Genomic DNA, 25050 nt, shown 5'->3' on the forward strand with positions numbered 1-25050 from the left:
TCGGTGAGGAGAGGTCCGTGATCGAGCTGAAGAGTGCCGGGGAGATCGACGCGATGCGGGAGGCGGGGCGGGTCGTCGCCGCCGTGCACGCTGCGGTGCGCGAGCGCGCCGCCGTCGGCGTCTCGCTGAAGGCGCTCGACGAGGTGGCCCGGACGGTCATCGCGGACGCGAAGGCCGGGGCGTCGTTCCTCGGCTACCACCCGTCGTTCGGCGCCACCCCGTATCCGGGGGTGATCTGCACCTCCGTGAACGGGGCCATGCTGCACGGCCTGCCGACCCCGTACCGGCTGCGGGACGGCGACCTGATCAGCGTCGACTGCGGCGCGTACGTCGACGGCTGGCACGCCGACGGCACGGTCAGCTTCGCGGTCGGCGAGCCGCGCGAGGAGGACCTCAAGCTCATCAGGGTCGCCGAGGAGACGCTGGCCGCCGGCATCAAGGCGGCCCTGCCCGGCGGCCGGATGGGGGACATCGGCCACGCCATGTCCACGGTCGGCCGGGGTGCGGGATACGGCATGCAGAACGACTTCGGCGGCCACGGCATCGGGCGGGCCATGCACGAGTCGCCGTTCGTGCCCAACGAGGCCCGCGCGGGACGCGGGATGCGGCTGCGACCCGGCCTGGTGATCGCGATCGAGCCGAGCCTGATGGCCGGGGGTGACGACACCTACTACATGGCCGAGGACGGCTGGTCGGTGTGCTCCGGCGACGGCAGCAGGAGCGTGCACGTCGAGCACACGGTCGCCATCACCGGGAACGGCCCGGTCATCCTCACCCTCCCGTAGGCTCACGCCGGCCGCGGCGAGAGTCCCGTTCGGAGCGGCCTTTAGAGCCGATTCGATACGCGCGGTCATGGTCCGTCCACGCGAATACCGGTCTGAGGCCCCGTGCGGGCCTGCGCCACGGTTATGGCGAGGCCGGGAAAGGCGCGCGGGACACCCGCGTGGAGACAGTGCTTCGTCAAGACCGCCGATTTGAGTATCGGTTTGCCCAAGCAGGGTATTACGCCTGGTCAAGGCCAAAATTGTGGGTGTTTGTCGAAGTTGGGGGGAGGGGAAATCTCCTGACGGCAGCTACGGAGAGTAGTCGACATGTACCAGAGAGGAATCGATATGTACAGAAGTGGGCTCGTCCTCGCCGGCCTCGTCGCCGGGATGACCGTGTTCAGCGGCTCCGCCCTCGCGGCGACTCCCGACACCCTCCTCGAGGCGAAGGTGTCCCTGTGGCCTCAGGCCGCGGAGCAGACGATGGAACAGACCGTCGCCGCGTGGCCGAAGGACGACAAGAAGGACGACAACCGGAAGGTCCTCTTCGTCTGTGGCGACGACAACCAGATCGCAGGCGGGAACGTCTTCGACAACGACAGCGAAGCCAACCTGATCAAGCTCGAAGACATCCACATCCTGGGTGGTGCGATCCTCGGCAAGGGCGACAGCGAAGACGACAACCGGAAGTGCTCGTCCACCTGAAGTCGTGCCTCAGCGGCCTAGAAGCGTAACCGAGGGGCCCACCTGCAGGGTCGGGCCCCTCGGTCTCGCTCGATCTCGTTTGTGAGAAAGGCCTCGCGCAGGTGGTCGGGTCCGCACTTCTCGTTCGCGTCCGCCACCCTACGCGGCTCTTCGGAGGCGGCGGTCTCGAACACCTCGCCAGAACAGCGATGCCGCTGGATCTGCCCCTCGACGCCTGTCGTCGAGGGGCAGATCCGTGTGTGCTCACCCTTCGTACACGAATGACGCGTCGAAGGAGTTGCGGGCGATGCGGTCGAGCTGCTCGTCCGTCATGCCCAGCTCTCGCTGGAGCGCGGCGTAGTTGTCGTCGACATAGCCCCCGAAGTACGCGGGATCGTCGGAGTTGACGGTCACGACGAGCCCTTCGTCCAGCATCGCGGGCAGGATGTGGTCACGCAGGGACGGCACGGCACGCAGCCGCACGTTCGACAGCGGGCACACCGTCAGCGGGATGCGCTCGTCCCGGAGCCTGGCCACGAGCTGCGGGTCCTCCATCGCCCTGATCCCGTGGTCCACCCGCTCGACCCGCAGGATGTCCAGCGCCTCCCACACGTAGTCGGGCCCGCCCTCCTCGCCCGCGTGCGCGACCCGGTGCAGCCCCTCGCCCGCCGCGATCTCGAAGACCCGCCTGAACAGCGACGGCGGGTAGCCCACCTCCGCCGAGTCCAGCCCCACCCCGATGAACGCGTCCCGGTACGGCAGCGCCGCCCGCAGCACCTGCTCGGCCTCGTCCGCCCCCCGGTCCCGCAGGAAGCACAGGATCAGCGCGGCCGACACGTCGCCGTCCTTCAACGCCGCCGACAGCCCGTTGAACACCACCTCCAGCGGCACGCCCCGGCTCAGGTGCGCCTGCGGGTCGAAGAAGATCTCCGCGTGCCGCACGCCCTGCTCCTTGGCCCGCCGCAGGTAGGCGGCGGCGAGGTCGTAGAAGTCCTCCTCGGTGCGCAGGACCGCCATGTGCTCGTAGTAGAGGTCCAGGAACGACTGCAGGTCGGTGAAGGAGTAGCGGGAGCGGATGGCGTCCACGTCGAAGGTCGGCAGGTCGATCCGGTTACGCCTGGCCAGCTCGACGACGAGCTCGGGCTCGAGGGTGCCTTCGATGTGCAGATGGAGCTCTGCTTTGGGACGCATGGCAACGAGTAAACCCGACCCCGGCTGATGGGAGCATTGTGCGAACCTCTGAAGTCTGGGGTTTTGAGCTGGCATAACATCAGATTTCATGAGGCTGTCGGACCTGATCGCGCGCGACGACCTGCGGCTGACGCTCGTGACGGGCCACGAGGAGGTCGACCGCGAGGTCCGGCGCGCGTACCCGACGGACCTGCCCGACCCCCGACGCTACCTGCAGTCCGGCGACCTCGTGCTCACCAGCGGCGTCTGGTACGGCGAGCCGGCCGACTGCGAGCGGTTCGCCGACGCGCTGTGGGCCACCGACGCCGCCGGCCTGGTCGTGGGGCTGATCGTGCTCGGAGAACTGCCCGAGGAGCTGGTCAAGGCATGCGAACGGCGCCGGCTGCCGCTGCTGCTGGCGGCTCCCGACCAGTCGTTCGGCGCGATCACCCAGGTCGTGACCGCCGAGGGGTTCGCGGCCGAGCAGCGCAGGGCCGAACGGGTGCGGGCGCAGACGCTGCTCGACGTGCTGGGCCACATCCCGCCGGGTGAGGTCTCCGCGCACCTGCGGCTGCTCGGCGCCGACCCGGGCCTGCCGACCGCCGCCATGGCGGTCACGCTGACGGGTCCGGCGAACGACGAGTACGACCTGCCCGAGATCCTGCACGAGGGCCTGGCCAGGAAGAGCCGGCACCTGATCGTCGGCGGCACCCCGCACGAGGCGATCGTGCTGGTCAACGGCCGGGCGTCGCGCAAGAGCCTGGCCGACGAGCTGCGCGGCCTGGTGGCGGAGCGCCCCGGGCTGAGCATCGCGGCCGGGATCAGCGAGATGGCGGCCAGCGTGTCGCAGCTGGGCGAGGCGCTGGAGACGGCCAGGCGGGGCATGGAGTCCGCGCGGAGCGGCCCGGGCCCGGTGTCGATCATGTCGGTGGCCGACATCGACAGCTTCGACCTGCTGCTGGCCACGCTCCCGGCCAGCGTGCGCCGCTCCTTCCGCGACCACCTGCTGGGGCCGGTGGAGGAGTACGACGCGCGGCACGGCTCCGAGCTGCTGCGCACGCTCGACATCTTCCTGGAGACGTGCGGCTCGTGGCAGCGCACCGCCGACGAGCTGTACGTGCACGTCAACACGTTGCGCTACCGGATGCAGCGGATCGAGGAGCTGACCGGGCGGCGCATGTCGTCGATGCGCGACCGTACCGACCTCTACCTGGCGCTGCGGTCAGGGAGAGACGGGCAGGCGGCCCGCGACGACGCGGCCCCGTGAGACCACGGCCACGATGTTCTCCGTGGCCAGGTCCTCGATGCGCTCCCACGGGCGGCCGCGCAGCACGATGAAGTCGGCGCCCAGCCCCGGCGCGATCCGCCCCACGGGCATGCCGATCGAGTCGGCCGCGTCGGAGGTGGCCGCGCGCAGCGCCGTCCCGGCGTCCATGCCGAGCACCCGCGTCATGTGGACGACCTCGGCGAACTGATCGCCGAACTGCACGTGGTGGCCGTTCGCGTCGGTGCCGAGCACGAACCGCACGCCCAGCGCGGCGGCCTGGGCCAGCAGCACGTCGCGCCGGGCGACCAGCTCGGCGGCCTTGGCGCCGGCCTCGGACGTGACGGGCACGCGGCCCTCGGCGATGGCCTCGTTGATCAGCAGCGTGGGCGCGACCGGTGTGCCCCGGGCGGCGAGTGTCTCGGCCAGGTCCTTGCTCATGAGCGTGCCGTGCTCGATCGAGTCGACGCCCTCCTCGACGGCCACCCGGATGCCGTCCTCGGAGTGGGCGTGCGAGGCCACCAGCATGCCGAGCGCGTGGGCCTCGTCCACGACCGCGCTGATCTCGTCGCGCGTGTAGTTGCGCCAGGCGTTCTTGTCGCCGATCGACAGCACGCCGCCGCTGGTCGTGAGCTTGATGCCGTCCATGCCGGCGCGGGCCCAGGCGCGTACGAGCTTGCGGCACTCGTCGGGGCCGTCGGCCGTGGGCTTGCGCACGGGGAACGCGGGCGGCACGAACAGGTCGTTGTGCCCGGCCGTCATCCCCACCACGCCGTGCACCTGGATGCGCGGCCCGGGCAGCACCCCGGCGTCGAACACCCGGCGCAGCGCGATCTGAGCCTCGTCGCCCGCCAGGTCGCGCAGGGTCGTCACGCCGTGCCGCATGGCCCGCTGGGCGTGGGCCACGCCGTGCAGCACCTGCTCGTCACGGGTGGTGACCAGGGGCCAGGTCGCGAAGTCCGGCGGATCGCCGGGGCCCGCGTAGCCGATCAGGTGCACGTGCGTGTCCACCAGGCCGGGGAGCACGCTCAGACCGGCGTGGCGCGGCTCGGCGTCCGGCCGCACGCTGATGATCCGGTCCGGCTCCCAGCTCAGATCGGCCGGGCCGCGATATTCGGTACCGTCCCAAAGAGGGATTCCGTCGAGTCTCATTTCACGCCCGACGCTACCGGAGCCCGTGGGCGGCTGGAGGGATCTACGGTCCTCGGACGGCGCTCTCGTAGGGACCTACAGGGTTCGCCAGCGGTTTTCCTGGATTCTTCCCACGGGACTGCTCCTGTTGCCCGGCCGTCCAAAACCACCGTCACACGATGGTAATAATCAATGGATACCGTCCTGACCTGCACGTTCACCGCCGCTCAAGGAAGAATTATGGCTATTTCTCTCGACCGCCGCGCTTTCCTGCGGACAACAGGTCTGGCCGGTCTGGCACTCGGTCTGGCCGCCTGCGGCGAGACCACGGCCGCCGGGGGCGGCGGAGCGAGCGGGCTCGGCTCGGTCAAGCTCCAGCTCTCCTGGAAGAAGAACGTCGAGTTCGCCGGCGAGTACTTCGCGGACAGCAAGGGCTACTTCAAGGCCGCCGGATTCTCGCAGGTCGAGCTGCTGTCGGGCGGCGGATCGGGCACCTCGGTCGAGTCGGGCCTGGCCACGGGCCGCTGCTGGGCCGGCCTGTCCGCGCCCACGATCACCGCCCCGGCCGTCCTCCAGGGCGCCCAGCTGAAGATCGTCGGCGCGACCTTCCAGAAGAACCCGTTCGCGATCGTCTCGCTCAACAAGAACCCGATCAAGGAGGCCAAGGACCTCGCCGGCAAGAAGATCGGCGTCCAGGACTCCAACGAGCTGGTCTGGAACGCGCTGCTCAAGGCCAACGACATCGACCCGTCGAGCGTGACCCGCGTGCCGTTCCAGTCGGACCCCTCGATGCTCACCTCCGGGCAGCTCGACGGCTACGTCGGCTACGTCACCAGCGGCCCCGTACGGCTGCGGATGCAGGGCCACGACCCCGCCTACCTGCTGTTCGCCGACGCCGGCCTGCCGCTGGTCGCCGAGACGTTCACGGTGACGCAGGAGACCATCGACAAGGAACGCGACAAGCTCAAGGCGTTCCTGACCGCCGAGATCAAGGGCTGGAAGGACGCCGTCGCCGACCCGGCCAAGTCCGCCGAGCTGGCCGCCACCGTCTACGGCAAGGACCAGAACCTCGACGTCAAGGAGCAGACCGAGGAGGCCAAGATGCAGAACGAGCTCGTGGTCACCTCCGACGTCAAGGCCAACGGCCTGTTCACGATGACGCCGGAGCTGATCGAGCAGAACATCGCCTCGCTCGCCAAGGCCGGCCTGAACATCAAGGCCGAGCAGCTCTTCGACCTGACGATCCTGGACGAGGTCTACAAGGCCGACCCGAGCCTCAAGCTGTCATGACGGGGATCAGCATCGCGGGGCTGAGCAAGTCCTTCGGCAAGGGAGTGACCGCGCTCCAAGGGGTCGACATCCAGACGCCGAAGGGCTCGTTCCTGTCGCTGCTCGGCCCCTCCGGCTGCGGCAAGTCCACGGTGCTGCGCATCCTCGCCGGGCTGGAGCAGCCCACCTCGGGCGAGATCCGGGTGAACGGCGAGACCCCCGAGGAACTGCGCAGGAGCCACCACCTCGGCATCGCCTTCCAGGACTCCGCGCTGCTGCCCTGGCGCAGCGTCGCGACCAACATCCGGCTGCCGCTGGAGGTCGCCGGGCTCAAGCCGGAGCCCGGCGTGATCGAGGACCTGATCAAGCTGGTCGGGCTGGAGGGGTTCGAGAAGGCCCGGCCCGCCGAGCTGTCCGGCGGCATGCGGCAGCGCGTGTCCATCGCCCGCGCGCTGGTGGTCAAGCCCAGCGTGCTGCTGCTGGACGAGCCGTTCGGCGCGCTCGACGACATGACCAGGCAGCGGCTCAACCTGGAGCTGCTGCGCATCTGGACCGAGAAGCCCGCCACGACGCTCATGGTCACCCACGGCATCGGCGAGGCCGTCTTCCTGTCGGACGTGGTCGCTGTCATGAGCCCCCGCCCCGGGCGGGTCATCGAGATGGTGGAGATCGGCCTGCCACGGCCCCGCACCCCCGACATGATGCGTACGCCCGAGTTCCACGCGATCCACGACCACCTCAGCGACCTGCTGTTCGGGCACGGCGCATGAGACGCGTCCAGGGACTGCTCGGCGTCGTCGCGCTCGTCGCGCTGTGGTGGCTGCTCGCCGTCACCGTGTTCGCCGGCGGCGGCGCGGTGCCCACTCCGTGGGCGGTGCTGGCCGCCATGGGCGACGACGGCTGGGCCTTCTACGGCCCGAACGTCGCGGCCACGCTCGGCGCGGCGGTCCAGGGCTTCCTGTGGGGCAACGGGCTGGCCATCGGCGTGGCGCTGCTGGTGCTGCTCGTGCCCCGGCTGGAGGCCGTCGCCACCCAGCTCGCGGTCATCAGCTACTGCATCCCGCTGCTCGCCATCGGTCCCATCGTGCTGGTGGTCTTCGGCGGCGACGCCACCGTGGTGTTCCTCGCCGCCATCTCCGTCTTCTTCACCACGCTCATCGGCGCCCTGCTCGGGCTGCGCTCCGCCGACCGGGCCAGCCTGGACGTCGTCACCGTGTACGGCGGCGGCCGGCTGGCCAGGCTCCGCTACGTGCAGATCATCTCCGCCCTGCCCAGCACGTTCGCGGGCCTGAAGATCTCCGCGCCCTCCGCGCTGCTCGGCGCGATCATCGGCGAGTACCTCGGCAGCAACGACGCCGGGCTGGGCGTCTCCCTGATGATCTCCCAGCAGCAGTTCCAGGTGCCGCGCACATGGGGGCTCGCGCTCGTGTCCGGCCTGATCGCCGGGCTCGGGTACGCGATCGTCGCCCTCGTCGCCCGCGTGGTCACCCCCTGGTCGAGAGGCGAATCACAGTGATCGGCCGCACCGTGCTGAGGATCGTCGGCCCGCTGGTCCCCTCGGTGGTCATCGTCGTGGCCGCATGGTGGCTGGCCCTGGAGGCGTTCGGGATCAGCCCGCTCGTCGGCAAGCGCCCGCCGCAGGTCTGGGAGTACCTGACCGCGTCGGCCGCTCACCGCGAGGCCGTGTTCGGCGCGCTGGGCATCACGATCAGGGACGCGGCCATCGGGTTCGCCAGCGGGATGGTCGCCGCCATGGCCGTGGCGGTCGCGTTCGTGCTGTTCAGGACCGTCGAGCAGACGTTCATGCCGGTCGCGATGCTGTTGCGGTCGGTGCCGCTCGTGGTGATGACGCCGCTGATCACCTTGATCTTCGGCCGTGACCTGCTGGGCGTGGCCGTGATCGGCGGCATCGTGGTCTTCTTCCCCGCGCTGGTGAACATCGCCTTCGGGCTGCGCTCCGCCTCCCCGCAGGCCACCGACCTGGTCATGGCGTACGGCGGGACGCGCCTGACCGTCCTGCGCAAGGTGGCCGTGCCGACGGCGATGCCCTCCGTCTTCGCCTCGGCCCGGATCTCCGTGCCCGCCTCGATCATCGGGGCGCTCATCGCCGAGTGGCTGGCCACGGGGCGGGGGATCGGCGCCGAGATCCTGCGCGCGATCGGCGGCTTCCGCTACGACGAGGTGTGGGCGGACATCGTGGTGGTCACCGCCGTGTCGATCCTGGCGTACGCGGTCGTCGGCGTGGTCGAGTCGTTGGTCCTGGCCCGCTTCTCCGACCGCTCGTAAGCGGGAAGTATGCGGGCCCGGCCGCGGTCCCGTGTGCGGGGGAGACGCGGCCGGGCCCGCTCGGAAGGGAGCGCCTGGGCGTGCGGTGGGATACCGGCGGGTGTGGCCGGTGGAGGCCCGGCGCTCCCTTGGCTCGATGGGGCCGGCTCAGTGGGCGGCGAAAACCTGGGTCCAGGAGGGTCCCTTGGCGTTGTGCCCGACACCGATGTGGGTGAAGGAGCAATTGAGGATGTTGGCCCGGTTTCCTGAGCTCTTGAGCCAGCCCTTCATCACGGCGGCCCCGGTGAGCTGGCCCATGGCGATGTTCTCGGCGGCTGAGCTGAAGGAGAAACCGGCGGCCTTGATGCGCTGGTCGAAGGTGCGGCCGTCGCGCGAGTCGTGCGAGAAGTAGTTGTTTGCCCCCATCTCCGCCGAATGGCGCTCGGCGGCGAGGTGCAGCCTGGGGTCGTGGAGGAGAGGACGGCAGCCCTTCCTCGCCCTGGCCTGGTTGGTCAGCTTGACGACCTCCGTCTCGACCGAGGACGCGAAGCCGCCGCCCGACGCGCACGACAGCCTCACCGGGCGCGACCGGCTGCTGCGCCCCTTCGAGTCGACCGCGACCACGTAGTAGCTGCGCGGGGTGGGGGAGCACTGCACGCCTGCCGTGATCCGCCCGGTGCCGACCGTCTTCGAGCCGCTTTTGAGGACTCGGTCGGGGCCCGACGCGACGACCTGGATGCGTACCCTGAGCCGGGCCTGGTCGGTGCAGCCCGTCCTGGTGGCGGTGCCCCGAACCACGCCCCTGGTCACGACCGGTTTGGCCGCGACCACGCGGCATGCCGGCGCCGAGGCGGCCTGGGTGGCCGCCTGCGCGGCGGTCGCGGGGAAACTCAACGCCGCCAGACTCCCGAGGCAGATGAGTGCCTGGAGCTGTCCGCGCATTCTTTCCTCCGGTTCAGGGCTCGACATTGCGTCGAACCCGCATTCTGGCGCTCCCCGGTCGGCTATGTACGGAAATTTCAGACCTAACCTGGAGCTCCATCTTGATCCCGGTAAACCACAGCGGCCCCCTGAGCGTCAGAGGGCCGCCGGATTTCAGGCAATGCCTAGCACTGCGCGGGCTTCAGCCAGGAGCATTCGAGGTCGCCCGCCTCGCCCTGCTCCGTGGCGCGCAGCTGCGTGGCGTCGGCGGTCGCGGTGGCCCGCGTGAACTGGGCCAGCCGGATGGCGATCTTGTCCTCGATGTCCTTGGGGGAGCCGGACAGGTACTGGTTCAGCATGATCGAGAAGATCAGCGGCTCGCCCTCGGCGCTCGTGACGTACCCGGACAGCGAGGTCACCCCGGTCAGCGAGCCCGTCTTGGCGTGGACGTTGCCGGCGGCCGGCGTGTTCCGCATCCGGCTGCGCAGGGTGCCGCCCACGAAGCGCTCGGCGTTGCCCGCGATGGGCAGGGCCTCGTACCAGGTGTTGAACCAGGGCTTGCTGCGCACCGCCGTCAGCAGTTGCACGATCGAGCCCGGCGAGAAGCCGTCGCGGCGCGACAGCCCGGAGCCGTCCCGCATGTTGATCACCTGCACCCCGTTGGCCTTGGCGAAGTCGGTGCTGACCTTGAGCCCGGCCGACCACGTGCCCTGATCGGCGACCTTGCGGCCCATGGCCTTGGTGAGGATCTCGGCGTGGATGTTGTTGCTCAGCTTCAGGAACGGCACCAGCAGCTCGCCCAGCGTCATCGACTCGTGCCGGGCCAGCTCCTTGGCCCCGGCCGGGGCCGCGCCCGCGACGGTCGGCCCGAGCACCTTGACGCCGTGCTTGGCCAGCGACGTGCGGAACAGCGACGCGACGTACGCCGTGGGGTCGTCCACGGCCACCCACTCCTGGTACGGGTCCTTCACCGTGCCGGTGATCACGACGGTACGCGTGCTGTGCTGCCGCTCGATGAGCACGTCGGTCGCCGAGCCGACCGTGGCCCGGTTCACGATCTTCAGGTAGCCGGTCTCCGGGGTGGTGGACACCTTGACCTCGTCACCGTCGGCCGCCACGGAGACGATCACCGAGCCGGCGTCGTAGTCCCGGTCGGGCGAGGCGGTCAGGGCGGAGATGGGCGCCGCGTAGTACGCGGTCTCGTCGTCCCACGACCAGTCGTTGCCGAGCCGCTGCGAGTCGAACCAGGTGTCGTCGGCCAGCAGCTTGCCCGCCACGACCTTGACGCCCGTGGCGGCGACCTTGGCGGCCAGCGCGTCGTAGTCCTCGGCCAGCATGGTCGGGTCGCCGGTCCCGCGCAGCACCAGGTCGCCGGCCAGCGCCGATCCGGCCTTGCGGCCCGAGTGCAGCACGGTGGTGGGGAAGCGGTAGTCGAGCCCGAGGGTCTCCGCGGCCGCGGCGGAGGTGAAGAGCTTGGTGTTGGAGGCGGGGGTCAGGAGCTTGCCCGCGTCGGTGGCGTACAGCTCCTCGCCGGTGGCGGCGCTCTTGACGACCACGCCCGCCCTGGCGATCGTGAGCCGCGAGTCGCTGAGGATCTTGTTGATGTCCTGGGTGAGGTCCGCCACGCCCGCGGAGGGCTCCAGGGCGACGGCCGGGGAGGAGGGGCTGGACGCCCACGCGAGGGCCGCGACGAGCGCGCCCGCGACGAGGGATGCTGAGGTACGCCGCATGGGGGGTCTCCAAATGACTGGGGAGTCGCCATGCCAGCATGGACCGCCGCAAAACTTCTGCAATCCGCAAATATCCGTATATGTCGGGCGGTTTTTGGCGGGGGTGTCAGAGGGACGGCTGGCCCGCGGTCACCATGAAGCCGCAGTCGCCGAACGAGATCTCGTCACCCGACCGCACCCGCGCCGGCCCCACCAGCCGCCACCCGTTGAGCCGGGTGCCGTTGAGCGAGCCGAGATCCACCAGCATCCACCCGCCGTCGCCCTCGCGGCGCAGCTCGGCGTGGACCCGGGAGACGGTTAAGTCCGACAGGACGAGGTCGCACGCCGACCCGCGCCCCACCACGTAACGCAGCCGGTCGTCGTCGGGCAGCGCCAGCCGGGGCAGCCGGGGGCGCCGCCACGCCGACTGCAGCCGGGTGGTGAACTCGGACACCGACGCGACGGCGTCGGTCAGCCGCTGCCTGATCGTCGCCTTCCGCGGCAGGTCGGCGACCAGTTCGTCGAGCTCGTGCTGGCTGCGCGCGCGCAGCGCCTGGTCCACCCGGCCCACGAACGTGTCGTGGGAGATCCGGCCCTCCACGGCCTGGTCCCTGAGCTCGTCGATCGCGCGGTCGCGTTCCCCGTCTGATGCGCGAAAAGGCGGCTGCGTCGAGCTCATGTAGCGAGTATCGGACCGAAGGGCGCTCGCTGTCCAGAAAACACCGATCGCTTGCGATGGGCATACTCAGTATGCATACTCAGTATCCATGTCGATCAGACACGGACTGCTCGCGTTGCTGAGCAGCGGACCGCGTTACGGCTATCAGCTCAGGGTCGAGTTCGAGGCGTCCACAGGGGCGACCTGGCCGTTGAACATCGGCCAGGTCTACACGACGCTCTCCCGGCTTGAGCGCGACGGCCTGGTGGCCCCAGGGGGAGCCGACGAGCAGGGCCGCGCGGTCTACACGATCACCGAGGCCGGTCGGGAGGAGCTGGAGCGATGGTTCAGCACCCCCGTCGCCCAGACCGACCGGCCTCGGGACGAACTGGCCATCAAGATCGCGATGGCTGTGGCCGGTGGCCTGGACGTGGCCGAGGTCATCCAGACCCAGCGCGTGGCCACCATGCGCGGGCTGCAGGAGTTGATCCGGGCCAAACGGGCCGCGGCAGGCGGGTTCGCACAGCGGCTGGTCCTCGATTCGCTGATTTTCAAGGCCGAGGCGGAGCAGCGCTGGCTGGACCACTGCGAGGCCGTTTCCAAGCAGATGTCCAAGGAGCAAGAGCAATGACTGTGGTGAGTTTGCGGGACGTGACCCGCGAGCACGGCCAGGTGCAGGCCCTGAGGGGCGTGAGCCTGGAGGTCGCGGCGGGGGAGCTGGTCGCGGTCATGGGCCCGTCGGGCTCGGGCAAGTCGACGTTGCTCAACGTGGCGGGCGGTCTCGACCGGCCCACGTCGGGGACCGTGACCATCGAGGGCGAGGACCTGGCCAGGGTGAAGGACCTGGCCGCGCTCCGGCGCACCAACGTCGGATACGTCTTCCAGGACCTGAACCTGATCCCGTCCCTGACCGCCGCCGAGAACGTGATGCTGCCGAGGGAGCTCGACGGCGTCCGCTTCGCGACGGCCCGCGAGGAGGCGCTGGCCGTGCTCGCCGAGGTGGGGGCAGGGGAGGTCGCCGACCGTTTCCCCGAGGAACTGTCCGGCGGGCAGCGCCAGCGCGTGGCCATCGCCAGGGCGCTGGTCGGCGAGCGGCGGCTGCTGCTGGCCGACGAGCCGACCGGCGCGCTCGACACCGCCACCGGGGACGAGATCCTGCAACTGCTGCGCACCCGCTGCGACGCGGGCGCGGCGGTCCTGCTGGTCACCCACGAACCGCGCTACGCGGGCTGGGCCGACCGGGTGGTCTACCTGCGTGACGGCGCGATCGTGGAGTCGAGCGCCGTAAGGCTGGAGAGCGCCCGATGAGCGCGTTCCGCGCCGCGCTGCGCATCTCCCGCAGGGACGCCCTGCGCTTCAAGGGCCGCACCGCGCTGATCATGGTGATGATCGGCCTGCCCATCCTCGTCATCACGGCGGCGCTCACCGCCGATGCCACCACGAGCATCACCGCCCGCGACAAGCTGGACTCGGTGTTGGGGGCGGCCGACGCCCGCATCGCCACGAGTCCGTTCCGCACCCCGATCAAGCAGCGTGCGGACGGGGAGGTCACCAATATGCGCGAGTCGTCGCGTCCCGAGCGGCCGTGGACGCCCGCCGAGATCGGCACGCTGCTCCAGGGCCGCCTCCTCCGCTACCAGGCGAACGTCGTGGAGGCCCGCCTGGCGGACGGCTACAACCGGGTGGACGTGTTCGAAACCGATCTGCGCGACCCCTTGACCAGGGGGATGCGCCGCCTGGTCGAGGGGCGGTTCGCCACCGCGCCCGGTGAGGTCACCGCGTCCCCCGCGCTGGTCGACAGAGGTGTCCGGATCGGTGACACGATCAAAATTTGGCGGCCGGACCGCACCGTGCGGGTGGTCGGGGTCGCCGAGCACCCGAACCGGCCCGGCCTGCGCGAGATGCTCGCCCTGCCGGAGGGGCTGCTTCCGCACCAGAACGACGGCAACGACAGCGGCTGGCTCATCGACACCGCCGCCCCCGTCCAGTGGCCGGACGCGCGAAGGCTCAACAAGGTGGGCCTGGCCGTCAAGTCCCGGGTCATGATCGAGCGCTCCGACATCGGCAACTTCAGGCCCCGGGACCTGCACGGGCTGGTCGAGCTGGGTGTCGCCGTCGTGCTCGTCGTGACCGAGACCGTCCTGCTCGCGGGCCCCGCCTTCGCGGTCGGGCTGCGCCGCAGGCGCAGGGAGCTCGCCGTGATCGCCGCCCAGGGCGGCTCCGGGCGGCACCTCAAGACGATCGTGCTGGCCGACGGCCTGGTGCTCGGCGGCGCGGCGGCCCTGCTCGGCGCCGCCCTGGGAATCGGCGCCGGGCTGGTGGCGGAGTGGTTCGCGGCCCGCTGGCTGGACTGGACGCACGGCCCGGCCGACGTGCCGTGGGCGCAGGTGCTCGGGGTGGCCGCGCTGGGCGTGGTGAGCGCGCTGACCGCGGCGATCGTGCCCGCGATCCAGGCGAGCCGGCAGAGCCCCGTGCACGTGCTGGCCGGACGCGCCGCCGTGGACACGCCGGGGCGGGCCGGCCGTCCCGTGCTCGGGGCCGCGCTGGTCCTGCTCGGGCTGGCCGCGACGGGGTTCGCCCTGCACCGGGGCACGCTGTCCGTCGCGCTGGCTGCGACCTTGGTGGTGTTCGGGCTGGTCGCGCTGATGCCGTGGCTGGTCCAGGCCACGGGACGGCTCGCCGGTCGGCTGCCGCTCCCGCTGCGGCTGTCCGTGCGCGACGCCTCCCGCCACCGCGTCCGTACGGCCTCCGCCACCGCCGCGGTCATGGCGGCCACCATGGGCGCCGTCACGCTGGGCATCGGCGTCAACAGCGACTACATCAGCAACGAGGCGAGACGGGGCGGGATCCTCCCCGCGGGCACCACGATGATCCGCGTCTGGGAGCTGGACGATCAGGGATGGGCGCGGGTGCGGGCGCTCGTCCAGCAGAAGCTGGCGGGGGTGCGCCTGGTCGACGGGCTGGACGCGACGGACGCGCAGGGCAGGTCCCAGCATCTGCTGGTCGACTGGCAGGGGGACTGCAGCGACGGGTGCCGCCCTCCCGACTACATGTTCGGCCCCGTGCCCGTGGCGGACGACGAGGTGCTCGCCTTCCTCCAGAAACGCAGGGATCCGCAGGCGGCGGCGGCACTGGCGGCGGGCAAGGCCGTGGCGTTCAAGCCCGGCCTGGTCCGCGACGGCACGATCACGTTGCGGATCGAAGACCGGGGGGAGACGCCTGTCAAGACCTTCCGGGTTCCCGCCGTGGAGGCGGCGGCATCCGAGCCCGGTCAAGGGGGCGTGGTGATTTCGCCGTCCGCGCTGACGTCGGCGGGGTTCAAGGTCGCGCAGCGGGTTCTCTACGCGGCGACCACATCTGTCGACGATCAGCGTCTGTCCACCGAGATCAGGGCCATGATCGGAGAGAAGGTCTCCGTCACGGTGGAGCGGGGCAACGCGGAGGGCCGCTTCGTGGCCCTGCTGATCCTGCTCGCGGCCGCGCTGGTCCTGGTGCTCGGCGGCACGTTCGCGGCCACGGGGCTGGCCGCCGCCGACATGCGCCAGGATCTCGACACCCTGTCCGCAGTCGGCGGGACGACGCGGGTCCGCAGGCTCGTGGTGGCGGCCCAGGCCGCCTATATCTCCGGCCTCGGCGCCGTGGTGGGCCTGGTGGCGGGCACCGTCAGCGGCATCGCGCTGACCTGGCCGCTGACCCGGGGGCTTTACGGGACCATGGAGCTCTTCAACCCGGGAGCCACGACGATCGCCATTCCCTGGCTCTTCCTGGCCGGGGTCGTGGTGGGGTTGCCACTGCTGGCCGCGCTGACGGCCGGGCTGTTCACGCGGACGCGTCTGGTGCCGGCCCGACGGGTGGCGTGAGCCGGTACTTCAGCGTCATCAGCACCGACAGGAAGATGATCAGCGCGGGGACCGCGGTCTGCCCGATCAGGACCGCGGTCACCGCGCTGTCCGGCTGCTCGACCGGCCTGCTCGGCTCGGACTCGATGAAGCCGCCGATCGACAGGATCACCCCGAAGATCAGCGCGCCGAACGCGCTGACGCCGCTCTCGATGGCCGTCCACAGCCCGGTCAGCACGCCCGCCCGCCGCTTGCCGGTCTGGGCGGCGTCCGCCGCGATCACGTCCGCCAGCATCGAGAACTGCAGCAGCTGCACCCCCGCGTAGCCGACGCCGACCAGCAGGATCGTCACGTGCGCCCACACGGTGCCGAAGATCGGCGTGGCCAGGGCCGCCGTCGTGCCGCTCCCGTACAGGAGGGCCGCCAGGATCATCGCGCCCCGCTTGTCGAAGCGCTTGGCCAGGCGCACCCACAGCGGCATCGTCAGCAGGATCGGGCCGACCAGCGCGGCGAAGAGCGTCTGCGTGACCTTCGGCGAGCCGATCGTGTACGCGGCGAAGTACGGCGCGGCGGCCAGCATCATGCTCACGGCCAGCATCTGCGTGCAGGACAGCACGGTCAGCCACAGGAACGGCCGGTTCCCCTTGATCGCGGCGAACTGCTCGCGCCACCCTCCCCGGTCCGCCTCCGGCGCGCCGGTCATGGGAGCGCGGGCCGTGCCGAAGAAGGAGGCCAGCATGGAGACGAACAGGATGACTGCGATCATCGTGGCCATCAGCCGGTAGCTGTCCAGCGTGCCGTGCTCGCCCTGGCTCGTGACGACGGCCGGGGCGAGCACGCCGCTGACCGCGGTGGCCGCGCCGATGAAGATCATGCGCCACTGCAGCAGCGAGGTGCGCTCGTGGTAGTCGTGGGTCATCTCCCCGGGCATCGCCTTGTACGGCACCTCGAACAGCGCGTACGCCGTCGCCGTCGCGAGGAAGCACGCCCCCACGTACAGGGCGGCGGGCACCCCCGTCAGCGGCGGCCCCGCGAACACCAGGAAGAACATGACCGGCAGCGTGCAGGCGCCCGCCAGCAGCCAGGGGCGCCGGGGGCCCAGCCGCGACCGGGTCCGGTCCGACCAGCGGCCGATCAGCGGGTTGATGATCAGATCCCAGACCTTGGGCGCGGTCACCACGACCCCGGCCAGCCAGGCGGGCACGGCCAGGAAATTGGTCATGTAGTACAGCAGGAGCAGGCCGGGCACGGTGCTGACCGTGGCCGTGCAGAACGACCCCACGCCGTAGCCGAGGCGCACGCGCCTGGAGACCGTGGGCGCGTTCACCGTCGGTGTGATCATGCTCTCATTGAAGCCGAGCGAGAGCTTGTTCGGGAGGGCCCACTTTTCCCATGCCGCAGGGCCCGGTCACCCGGGCCCCGGCGCGGATGGGCGCGTCAGTCGATGACGTTCGCGCACACCACGTGCGCGCCGATCTCGATCATCCTGCGCTCGCTGCGCGAGTCCGCCACCCTGGCCATGAGGATCGGCGCCCCGGAGGCCGCGAACTGCGGCAGCCGGGCGCGTACCAGGCGGTGCAGGTCGCGTACGACGTCCTCGGCGGCCGACATGTGCACCTTCACGTGCAGCATGATCCCCGGAGCCCCGGACGCCGTGCGCGCCTCGGAGATCCAGACGTGATGCACGAGCGGGAAGTCCATGAGCAGCATCCCGATGGCCTGCCGCAGCGCGGGCAGGATCGGATGCGTGCACCGCCGGTAGCCGGGGTCCACCTGCTGCATGGGCCCCGACAGGTGCGGCCGGGGCGCGGGCACCCACGGCAGCGTGGGCGCATGCGGAGTCGGAGGCGCCACCTGGGCCAGCGCGGCACCGCGTGACACGGTCGCCATCGCCCCCGTCGCGTACGCGGCCGGCACCGTCCCCGAGAGGACGGGCGTGGGCCCCGTGCGCGTGGAGGACATGAAGTGCTGGAGGTCGTCGATGGGCACAGCCGCGGCGGCTGGTCCGGCCGCGTCGATCACGATCTCCCGCACGCCGGTGACGCGCTGGATGTCCAGGATGGTGTCGGCGTCGCACGCCGACAGGGAATGACTGCCGCGGTGCCTGGCATAGGTGGCAGCGCCGGTGTAACCGAGCAACACCCGGTCTCCGGCCTGGGTCGTCCCGAGGACGACCGAGCGGTCTGGACGCACTGCCACCAGGACTCCACCGTCGGCGAGAGCGCCCAGCAGGCGGTGCGCACCGCCATGCTGAGCGAGCACGTCGGCAAGCGCAGGATTCCCGATGCTCATAAGACGAACCCTAGGTACTCGGCCACGGCTTATCAGGCTAATGGCGAATAAATCTCCCGATCAAGACAAAGATGTACGCGAACTGGATGAGTTTCTTCCCCCGGGGGTAGGGCGGAGCTGTCTCACATCGTGGGTGCCTCGTGAACGCGTTCACAAGCCCCGGATAGACTCAGTGGGACCGTCGGGGGATCCGTGGACGTGTCCCCCGAGTGCCCGCCGTGCTGCTAAGGATCCACACCCGTGAACAAGCCCGTCGTTCTGGTCGCAGAGGAGCTGTCCGAGGCCGGCCTCGCCGTACTCGGCGCTGATTTCGAGGTCCGCCACACCGACGGCGCCGACCGTTCCCAGTTGCTGCCCGCCCTCGCCGAGGTGGACGCCCTGATCGTCCGCTCCGCCACGCAGGTCGACGCCGAGGCCATCGCCGCCGCGCCGAAGCTGCGCGTGGTCGCCCGGGCCGGGGTCGGCCTGGACAACGTCGACGTCGAAGCCGCCACCAAGGCCGGTGTCATGGTCGTCAACGCGCCGACGTCCAACATCACCAGCGCCGCCGAGCAGACGGTCGCCCTGATCCTGGCCAGCGCCCGCAACACGGCTCAGGCCCACGCCGCGCTGAAGAACGGTGAGTGGAAGCGCTCCAAGTACACCGGCGTCGAGCTCGACGAGAAGGTCATCGGCATCGTCGGCTTCGGCAAGATCGGTCAGCTCGTGGCCCAGCGGCTGCAGCCGTTCGGCGTCGAGATCATCGCCTTCGACCCGTACCTGCCTCCGGCCCGCGCCGCCCAGCTCGGCGCCCAGCTGGTCAGCTTCGAGGAGCTGCTCAAGCGGTCGGACTTCATCACGCTGCACCCGCCGAAGACCAAGGAGACCGTCGGTCTCATCGGTGAGCGGGAGCTGCACCAGGTCAAGCCGTCCGTGCGCATCATCAACGTCGCCCGCGGCGGCATCATCGACGAGGGCGCGCTCTACGCCGCGATCAAGGAGGGCCGCGTCGCCGGTGCCGGCCTTGACGTGTTCGCCAAGGAGCCGTGCACCGACAGCCCGCTGTTCGAGCTCGACCAGGTCGTCATCACACCGCACCTCGGCGCCTCCACGCACGAGGCCCAGGAGAAGGCCGGCACCCAGGTCGCGCGGAGCGTGAAGCTGGCGCTCGCGGGTGAGTTCGTGCCGGACGCGGTCAACGTCCAGGGCGGCGTGGTGGCCGAGGAGGTCAAGCCGGGCCTGCCGCTGGCCGAGAAGCTCGGCCGCGTGTTCACCGCGCTGGCCGGCGAGGTGGCCACCAAGCTCGACGTCGAGGTGCGCGGCGAGATCGCCTCCGAGGACGTGCGGGTGATCGAGCTGGCCGCCCTCAAGGGCGTGTTCACCGACGTGATCGAGGAGCAGGTCACCTACGTCAACGCGCCGCTGCTGGCCAAGGACCGCGGTATCGCCGTGGAGCTGGTGACCAGCTCGGAGAGCCCCGACTGGCGCAACGTGGTGACCGTGCGCGGTGTGCTCGCCGACGGCCGCCAGGTCTCGGTGTCCGGCACGCTCTCCGGCCCGCGCCACATCACGAAGATCGTCGAGGTCAACGGCTACGAGATGGAGATCGAGCCGACGGCCCACCTGGCGTTCTTCACCTACACCGACCGCCCCGGCATCGTCGGCGTGGTCGGCCGCCTCCTCGGCGAGCACAGCGTCAACATCGCCTCGATGCAGGTGGCCCGTTCCACCAAGGGCGGCAACGCGCTCATCGCGCTGACCGTCGACTCGGCGATCCCGGCCGAGGTGATCGACCAGATCGGGAACGAGATCGGCGCCGAGAGCGGCCGCTCCGTGGACCTGGAGGGCTGAGCCTCCTTCCGGCACTGAAGGCCGCCACCCGGATCCGGGTGGCGGCCTTTCTTGTCTCAGCATGCGAGATAGTAGGACATCCAATGAGATTGCTGGGGTACTGTTGCTGGTAATGCGCCAGGTGCTCGTACTTATTACCTGCCGCGGCGGGGCCTGTTAGGGCAGGTCGACGACTCGCCGCGGTGCGTCGTGGTGTGTCGGCTACTAAGTCCCATTCGTCCGGTCCGTGACCCGGACCCTGCGAGAGACAGGCCCGGTCGGGTTCGAGCGCTGCGACGGATCCGCAGCGCGGCGAGGACATCCGTCACAGCACCCCGAGCGGGCTCGGCGATCAACACAGCTCCGGCCCCCCTTCTGGAACGCGCTCGCGAAATGAGATGAGTCACATGTACGAGATGTATGCCTGGAACCGTGCCGAGGAGCATGAGGACGAGGCCGCGCAGGCCCTGCAGACCGCCCTGGACCGCAGGGACAACGGCGGCGCCCCTCAGAACCCGAGCCGGTAGAACACCGCCGCCCGCTTCACCCCCGGCAGCAGGGCGGCGATCCGGGCCGCGACGCGATGCGGCGCCGGCAGGCGGTCGAACCCCTCGATGTCGAAGGCGCTCACCGCGCTCAGGCAGCGCAATTCCGGATGGATCGCCAGCAGTTCGCCGGTGCCGTCGACGCCCCAGACCAGCCTGGCGTCGGCCTTGCGTACCGGCCTGTTGAACTTCTGCGTCCTGAGCCCGAGCGGGCTCACCGCGTCGAAGACGAACTGGCCGCCGGGGAAGCGGTCGACGATCGCCCTGATGAGGGCCCGGCCCTCACCGGGGTCGAGATAGTAGAGCAGGCCCTCGGCCACGACCAGCACAGGGGCGTGGCCTGGGACCTGCTCCAGCCACCCCAGGTCGGTGACCGACGAGCCGATCAGGCGATAGCCGGGCCGCTCGGGGAACAGGCGTCGCCGCAGCTCGATGACGTCGGGGTAGTCCACGTCGTACCAGCGGACGGTGGGCGGCGGGTCCAGCCGGTGGACGCGGGTGTCGAGGCCGCAGCCCAGGTGGAGCACGGTGGCCTCGGGATGGGTGGCCAGGTACTCGGCCGCCCACCGGTCGATGAAACGCGCCCTGAGCGCGACGGAGATCGCGAGGACGGCGTTCATCCCGGTCCGGGTGAAGTCGTGGTCGATGCGCTCGACCGTCTCGGCGGCCAGGTCGTCGCCGAGGATCGGCTGCGGGGATCGCGCGTCCAGCGCCCGCCCGTACAGGGTGGCGAGCAGCGTGGCCCTCTCCCCGGTGAGGTGCACCTTCTCCGGTGCCATACCCCTACGCTACCGCCGCGCGGGCCAGCGCCAGCGCCCCCAGCAGCGGCGCGTCGGCCGCGAAGTGGGCCGGGCGCACCTCCGGCGGGAACGGCACCGCCCGGCCGACCTCGGCCGCCAGCCTCGGCAGGATCAGGTCCGCCGCGCCCATCATGCCGCCGCCGACCACCAGGCGCTCGGGGTCGAGCATCACGCACAGGTTCGCCACGCTCATGGCCAGCGTCCGCAGTGCCTCGTCCACCAGTTCCCGTGCCTGGCCCTCGCCCAGGAGCTCGGCCGCCGTGACGGGGCGACCCAGGGCGGCGGCGCCGCGGGCGGCCAGCGCGCCGCCCGAGACGCGCTCCTCCAGGGGCACCCGGCCGTCGGCGAAGGCGGGCTCACCCGGCGTCACCTGCAGGTAACCGATCTCCCCGGCCGCGCCGTGGGCGCCCGGCACCACCCGGCCGTCCACCACCAGGGCCGCCGCCAGGCCGGTGCCCAGGTTCAGGTAGACGCCCGTGGTGACCCCGCGCAGGGCGCCCCAGCGCAGCTCGGCCGCCGCCGCCGCGTTCACGTCGTTGTCGATGGCCACCGGAGTGGCGCCGTACGCCTCCTCCAGCAGCCGCGGCAGTTCGAGGCCCTCCCAGCCGGGGACGTTCGGTGCGAGCCTGACCACGCCGTCGCGGATCACCCCGCACGTCGAGAAGCCCACCGCGGCGGGCGCGCCGTCCAGGGCCCGCGCCGCCGCGAGCGCCCGCGCCAGCGTGTCGGGACCGGTGTCCAGGCGGAGGTGGGCGGACAGCGAGGGGCCGTCGGCCGTGGACACCCCGATGGCCACCTTCGTCCCACCCACGTCGATGCCCAGGACCCGGGTCATCGGGCCGCGCCCCTGCGGGCGAGCGAGTCGATGGCCACGGCCAGCGCCAGCACCGCGGCGGTCACCATGAACCGCACCGAGGAGTCCACGCTGAGCAGGTACATGCCGTTGGAGATGGCCTGGATGACCAGGACGCCGAGCAGCGCGTCGTAGGCCCGGCCGCGCCCGCCGAACAGCGAGGTGCCGCCGATGACCGCGGTGGCGATTGCCAGGAGGAGGATGTCGCTGCCGCCCGAGCCCTGGTTGACGGCGGACAGGCGGCTGGCGGCCAGGATGCCCCCGGCCGTCGCCAGCGTGGAGGCCAGCATGAACGCGAGGATCCTGATCCTGGTGACGTTGATGCCGGCGCGCCTGGCGGCCTCGGCGTTGCCGCCGACGGCGTACAGGTGCCGGCCGAACGTGGTGTGCCTCAGCATGAGGTCGAGCAGCACCACCAGCGCCCCGAAGATGATCAGCAGGAGCGGCACGCCGCGGTCCGCCGACATGACGAGCACCGCCGCGGCGAGCAGCACCGCCAGCCCGCCGGCCTTCGCCAGCGACCACCACAGCGGCGTCACCGGCAGCCCGGCCGCCAGCCGCAGCCTCCTGACCGCGAGGGACGCGCCCGCCGACCCGGCCACCAGGCCCGCCGCGACCGTCCACGCGAGCCAGCCCGGCAGCCAGGTGTCGCTCAGCTTCGAGATGAACCCGGTGAACGGCAGGTTGATCGTCCCGCCCTGCCGCAGCAGGTAGAGCAGCAGGCCGAGCCAGCCCATCAGCCCGGCCAGCGTCACGACGAACGACGGCATCCGCAGCTTGGTCAGCATCACGCCGTGCAGGAACCCGATCGCCGCCCCGACGGCCAGCGCCAGGAGGATGGCCGGCAGCGGGTTCCAGCCCTGCTTGACATGGACGATCGTCATGATCGTGGCGCACAGGCCGCTGACCGAGCCCGCCGACAGGTCGATCTCGCCGAGCAGCAGCACCATGATGATGCCGAGCGCGATCGTGCCGGTGGCGGCCATCTGGAGCACGAGGTTGGTGAGGTTCTCGGGGGACAGGAAGCGGTCGTTGAGCGTGCTGAACACGATCGCGATCGCGATCAGCCCGCCGACGACCGGCCACGCGCCGACGTCCCCCTGCCGCAGCCGCTCGACCGCGACCTTCGGCGTGTACGGCCTGCGTACCAGTGTGTCGGTCATGCCCCTGCCCCCGTGATCGCGGCCACGATCTCCTCCTGGGAGGAGGTGGCCGTACGGAACTCACCGGCGTTGCGGCCCAGCCGCAGCACCACCACGCGGTCGCTCACCGCGCGCACGTCGGCGAGGTTGTGCGAGATGACCAGCACCGCGAGCCCGCGCTCGCGCAGCCGCCCGATCAGCGCCAGCACCTGCGCCGTCTGCTCGACCCCCAGGGCCGCCGTGGGCTCGTCGAGGATGACCAGCCGGGGCTCGCCGATGAGCGCTCTCGCGATGGCCACCGACTGCCGCTGGCCGCCCGACAGCATGGCGACCGGCACCCTGATGTCCCTGATGCGCACGTCGAGCTGGCCGAGGAGGTCGCGGGTCGCGCGTTCCATGGCGATGTGGCGCAGCAGCGAGCCGCGCCGGCGCTCGGTGCCCAGGAAGAGGTTGGCCACGACGTCGAGGTTCTCGCAGAGCGCGAGGTCCTGGTAGACGGTCGAGACGCCGAGGGCCTGCGCGTCGTGCGGGTTGGCGATCCTGACCGGCGAGCCGTCCACGGCGATCGTGCCGGTGTCCGGCGTCACGACTCCCGAGATGGTCTTGACCAGCGTGGACTTGCCGGCGCCGTTGTCGCCCATGAGGGCCACGACCTCGCCGGCGCGCAGGTCCAGGCCGGCCCCGTCGAGGGCCTGGACCGCGCCGTACCGTTTGGAGATCCCTGTTGCCGAGAGCATCTACTGGATGCCCTGCTTCTCGCAGGCGGCCTTGACCTCGCCCGTGCAGAGCTGGGCGGCGGTGTAGAAGCCGTCCTTCACGATCGTGTCCTTCACCTTGTCCGCCGTGACGGGGATGGGGTCGAGGAGGAACGCCGGGATCTCGGCCGCGCCGTTGTTGACCTTGGCGGGGGCAACGGGCTGCTCGCCATTGGCGAGGGCGACGGCGAGCTCGGCGGACTTCTCCGCCTCCGCCCTGATGTCCAGATATATGGTCATGTACTGTTCGCCGGTGAGGATGCGCTGGACGGCGGCCAGCTCGGCGTCCTGGCCGGTGATCGGCGGGAGCTGCTTGTAGCCCGCGCGCTTCATGGCCGCGATCGCGCCGCCCGCCATGCCGTCGTTCGCGGACAGCACGCCCGTGATGCTGTCCTTGCCCAGCGCGGTGATGGCCTGCTCCATCTCCTGCTGCGCCTTGTCGGGGCTCCAGTCCGGCGTGTCGAACTCCCTGCCGACCTTCACCTTTCCGTCCAGCACGCTCTTGGCGCCCTTCTTGTAGTCGGCGGAGCTGGGGTCGGTGGGGGAGCCGTGGATCATCACGATCTGGCCCTTGGCCGCCGTGCCCCTGGCGGTCATGGCGTCGAGCAGCGCCTGGCCCTGCATCTCGCCCACCCGTACGTTGTTGAACGAGACGTAGTACGCGTAGTCGATGCCCGAGATCAGCCGGTCGTAGGCGATGACCGGGACCTTCTTCTGCTTGGCCTGGTTCACCAGCGGGGCCACGGCGTTGGCGTCCACGGCGTCGAGCACGAGCACGTCGGCCTGCTGGGTGAGCGCGGCCTCGACCTGTTGCTGCTGTTTGGGGGCGTCCTGCTCGGCGTTGCTGTAGAGGATCTTGCAATCGGGGCAGAGCGACTTGACCTTCGCCTCGAACAGCGGGCGGTCGAACGCCTCGTACCGGGTGGTCTTGGACTCGGGCAGGAACAGCGCGATCGTCTTGCCGCCCTGGCCCTGGCTCTGCGTGGTCGTGGTGGTGGTGGTGGCGCCGGTGTTGTTGCCGGTGTTTCCGCAGGCGGCGGTCAGCAGGACCGCCGCGACAGGGATTGATCGCCATGCTCGGTGCATCGCACTTCGTCCTTCCGGATGTGCCGCCCCTGTGCTTGGTAAGAAAGGTAATTTACTATCAGGCGAGTTGGCTAGGGTTTGTTTCTTCAAGGGA

The 25050-nt window shown here is 70.7% G+C and carries 23 protein-coding genes; 11 read left to right on the forward strand and 12 right to left on the reverse strand.

Going from position 1 to position 25050, the window contains the following annotated elements; all coding sequences use genetic code 11:
- Positions 1–17 precede the first annotated feature (17 nt).
- Together map and ACIBQ1_RS22440 are read left to right on the forward strand one after the other, a co-directional pair.
- Positions 18–785 carry a type I methionyl aminopeptidase gene (map, locus tag ACIBQ1_RS22435; RefSeq protein WP_397280164.1) on the forward strand — a complete coding sequence of 256 codons (768 nt, stop codon included), beginning with the start codon at positions 18–20 and terminating at the stop codon, positions 783–785.
- Positions 786–1154: 369 nt separating this feature from the next.
- A complete protein-coding gene (locus tag ACIBQ1_RS22440) occupies positions 1155–1469 on the forward strand; it encodes a hypothetical protein (protein ID WP_397280165.1) in 315 nt (104 codons plus the stop codon).
- Positions 1470–1712: 243 nt separating this feature from the next.
- Here ACIBQ1_RS22440 and ACIBQ1_RS22445 read toward each other — a convergent pair whose 3' ends face one another.
- A complete protein-coding gene (locus tag ACIBQ1_RS22445; RefSeq protein ID WP_397280167.1) occupies positions 1713–2639 on the reverse strand; it encodes an adenosine deaminase in 927 nt (308 codons plus the stop codon).
- A gap of 88 nt (positions 2640–2727) precedes the next feature.
- Between ACIBQ1_RS22445 and ACIBQ1_RS22450 the strand changes: the two genes are divergently transcribed.
- Positions 2728–3885 carry a PucR family transcriptional regulator gene (locus tag ACIBQ1_RS22450; protein WP_397280170.1) on the forward strand — a complete coding sequence of 386 codons (1158 nt, stop codon included), beginning with the start codon at positions 2728–2730 and terminating at the stop codon, positions 3883–3885.
- On the opposite strand, the gene ACIBQ1_RS22455 is transcribed toward ACIBQ1_RS22450, so the two are convergent.
- Positions 3841–5034, reverse strand: coding sequence for an amidohydrolase family protein (locus tag ACIBQ1_RS22455; protein ID WP_397280172.1), 1194 nt, complete (start codon positions 5032–5034; stop codon positions 3841–3843). The genes ACIBQ1_RS22450 and ACIBQ1_RS22455 overlap by 45 nt on opposite strands.
- Before the next feature lie 219 nt (positions 5035–5253).
- Here ACIBQ1_RS22455 and ACIBQ1_RS22460 point away from each other — a divergent pair, with 219 nt between their 5' ends.
- From ACIBQ1_RS22460 to ACIBQ1_RS22475, 4 genes are read left to right on the forward strand one after another with little or no spacing between them, the layout of a single operon-like run.
- Positions 5254–6303, forward strand: coding sequence for an ABC transporter substrate-binding protein (locus ACIBQ1_RS22460; RefSeq protein ID WP_397280173.1), 1050 nt, complete (start codon positions 5254–5256; stop codon positions 6301–6303).
- Positions 6300–7052, forward strand: a complete 753-nt coding sequence (locus tag ACIBQ1_RS22465) for an ABC transporter ATP-binding protein (protein WP_397280175.1) — start codon at positions 6300–6302, stop codon at positions 7050–7052. The genes ACIBQ1_RS22460 and ACIBQ1_RS22465 overlap by 4 nt, the downstream gene beginning before the upstream one ends.
- On the forward strand, positions 7049–7798 hold the full coding sequence (locus ACIBQ1_RS22470; RefSeq protein ID WP_397280177.1) for an ABC transporter permease: 750 nt from the start codon (positions 7049–7051) through the stop codon (positions 7796–7798). Before ACIBQ1_RS22465 ends, ACIBQ1_RS22470 begins: the two co-directional genes overlap by 4 nt.
- Complete coding sequence (locus tag ACIBQ1_RS22475; RefSeq protein ID WP_397280179.1) at positions 7795–8568, forward strand: ABC transporter permease; 774 nt, start codon at positions 7795–7797, stop codon at positions 8566–8568. Before ACIBQ1_RS22470 ends, ACIBQ1_RS22475 begins: the two co-directional genes overlap by 4 nt.
- Positions 8569–8715: 147 nt before the next feature.
- Here ACIBQ1_RS22475 and ACIBQ1_RS22480 read toward each other — a convergent pair whose 3' ends face one another.
- The 3 genes from ACIBQ1_RS22480 to ACIBQ1_RS22490 form a co-directional block, all read right to left on the reverse strand.
- Positions 8716–9489, reverse strand: coding sequence for a CAP domain-containing protein (locus ACIBQ1_RS22480; protein WP_397280181.1), 774 nt, complete (start codon positions 9487–9489; stop codon positions 8716–8718).
- Positions 9490–9653: 164 nt separating this feature from the next.
- Positions 9654–11198 (reverse strand): D-alanyl-D-alanine carboxypeptidase/D-alanyl-D-alanine-endopeptidase, encoded by a 1545-nt coding sequence (gene dacB / locus ACIBQ1_RS22485; RefSeq protein WP_397280183.1) that lies wholly within the window; start codon positions 11196–11198, stop codon positions 9654–9656.
- A gap of 106 nt (positions 11199–11304) precedes the next feature.
- Positions 11305–11856 (reverse strand): FHA domain-containing protein, encoded by a 552-nt coding sequence (locus ACIBQ1_RS22490; protein ID WP_397280184.1) that lies wholly within the window; start codon positions 11854–11856, stop codon positions 11305–11307.
- Between the two features lie 88 nt (positions 11857–11944).
- On the opposite strand from ACIBQ1_RS22490, the gene ACIBQ1_RS22495 reads away from it, so the two are divergent.
- From ACIBQ1_RS22495 to ACIBQ1_RS22505, 3 genes are read left to right on the forward strand one after another with little or no spacing between them, the layout of a single operon-like run.
- The gene (locus ACIBQ1_RS22495; RefSeq protein WP_397280186.1) at positions 11945–12466 is read left to right on the forward strand and encodes a PadR family transcriptional regulator; all 522 of its coding nucleotides are present in this window, start codon (positions 11945–11947) and stop codon (positions 12464–12466) included.
- Positions 12463–13143 carry an ABC transporter ATP-binding protein gene (locus tag ACIBQ1_RS22500; protein WP_397280188.1) on the forward strand — a complete coding sequence of 227 codons (681 nt, stop codon included), beginning with the start codon at positions 12463–12465 and terminating at the stop codon, positions 13141–13143. Before ACIBQ1_RS22495 ends, ACIBQ1_RS22500 begins: the two co-directional genes overlap by 4 nt.
- Positions 13140–15695 (forward strand): FtsX-like permease family protein, encoded by a 2556-nt coding sequence (locus tag ACIBQ1_RS22505; RefSeq protein WP_397280189.1) that lies wholly within the window; start codon positions 13140–13142, stop codon positions 15693–15695. The genes ACIBQ1_RS22500 and ACIBQ1_RS22505 overlap by 4 nt, the downstream gene beginning before the upstream one ends.
- Here ACIBQ1_RS22505 and ACIBQ1_RS22510 read toward each other — a convergent pair.
- Positions 15655–17016, reverse strand: coding sequence for an MFS transporter (locus ACIBQ1_RS22510; protein ID WP_397280191.1), 1362 nt, complete (start codon positions 17014–17016; stop codon positions 15655–15657). The genes ACIBQ1_RS22505 and ACIBQ1_RS22510 overlap by 41 nt on opposite strands.
- Positions 17017–17111: 95 nt before the next feature.
- Positions 17112–17966, reverse strand: coding sequence for a hypothetical protein (locus ACIBQ1_RS22515; protein ID WP_397280193.1), 855 nt, complete (start codon positions 17964–17966; stop codon positions 17112–17114).
- Between the two features lie 240 nt (positions 17967–18206).
- Here ACIBQ1_RS22515 and serA point away from each other — a divergent pair, with 240 nt between their 5' ends.
- Positions 18207–19796, forward strand: coding sequence for a phosphoglycerate dehydrogenase (gene serA, locus ACIBQ1_RS22520; protein WP_397280195.1), 1590 nt, complete (start codon positions 18207–18209; stop codon positions 19794–19796).
- 487 nt (positions 19797–20283) lie between these two features.
- Here serA and ACIBQ1_RS22525 read toward each other — a convergent pair whose 3' ends face one another.
- From ACIBQ1_RS22525 to ACIBQ1_RS22545, 5 genes are read right to left on the reverse strand one after another with little or no spacing between them, the layout of a single operon-like run.
- Positions 20284–21099: a class I SAM-dependent methyltransferase gene (locus ACIBQ1_RS22525; protein WP_397280196.1), complete on the reverse strand. Its 816-nt coding sequence runs from the start codon at positions 21097–21099 to the stop codon at positions 20284–20286.
- 4 nt (positions 21100–21103) lie between these two features.
- Entirely contained in the window at positions 21104–21955 is an 852-nt protein-coding gene (locus tag ACIBQ1_RS22530) for an ROK family protein (protein WP_397280198.1), read from the reverse strand.
- On the reverse strand, positions 21952–23136 hold the full coding sequence (locus ACIBQ1_RS22535; RefSeq protein WP_397280200.1) for a sugar ABC transporter permease: 1185 nt from the start codon (positions 23134–23136) through the stop codon (positions 21952–21954). Before ACIBQ1_RS22535 ends, ACIBQ1_RS22530 begins: the two co-directional genes overlap by 4 nt.
- Entirely contained in the window at positions 23133–23852 is a 720-nt protein-coding gene (locus ACIBQ1_RS22540) for an ATP-binding cassette domain-containing protein (RefSeq protein ID WP_397280201.1), read from the reverse strand. The genes ACIBQ1_RS22535 and ACIBQ1_RS22540 overlap by 4 nt, the downstream gene beginning before the upstream one ends.
- A complete protein-coding gene (locus ACIBQ1_RS22545; protein ID WP_397280203.1) occupies positions 23853–24956 on the reverse strand; it encodes a sugar ABC transporter substrate-binding protein in 1104 nt (367 codons plus the stop codon). It abuts the gene before it with no gap.
- Positions 24957–25050 lie beyond the last annotated feature (94 nt).

This window comes from Nonomuraea sp. NPDC050153 (assembly GCF_044460125.1).
Lineage (GTDB): Bacteria > Actinomycetota > Actinomycetes > Streptosporangiales > Streptosporangiaceae > Nonomuraea.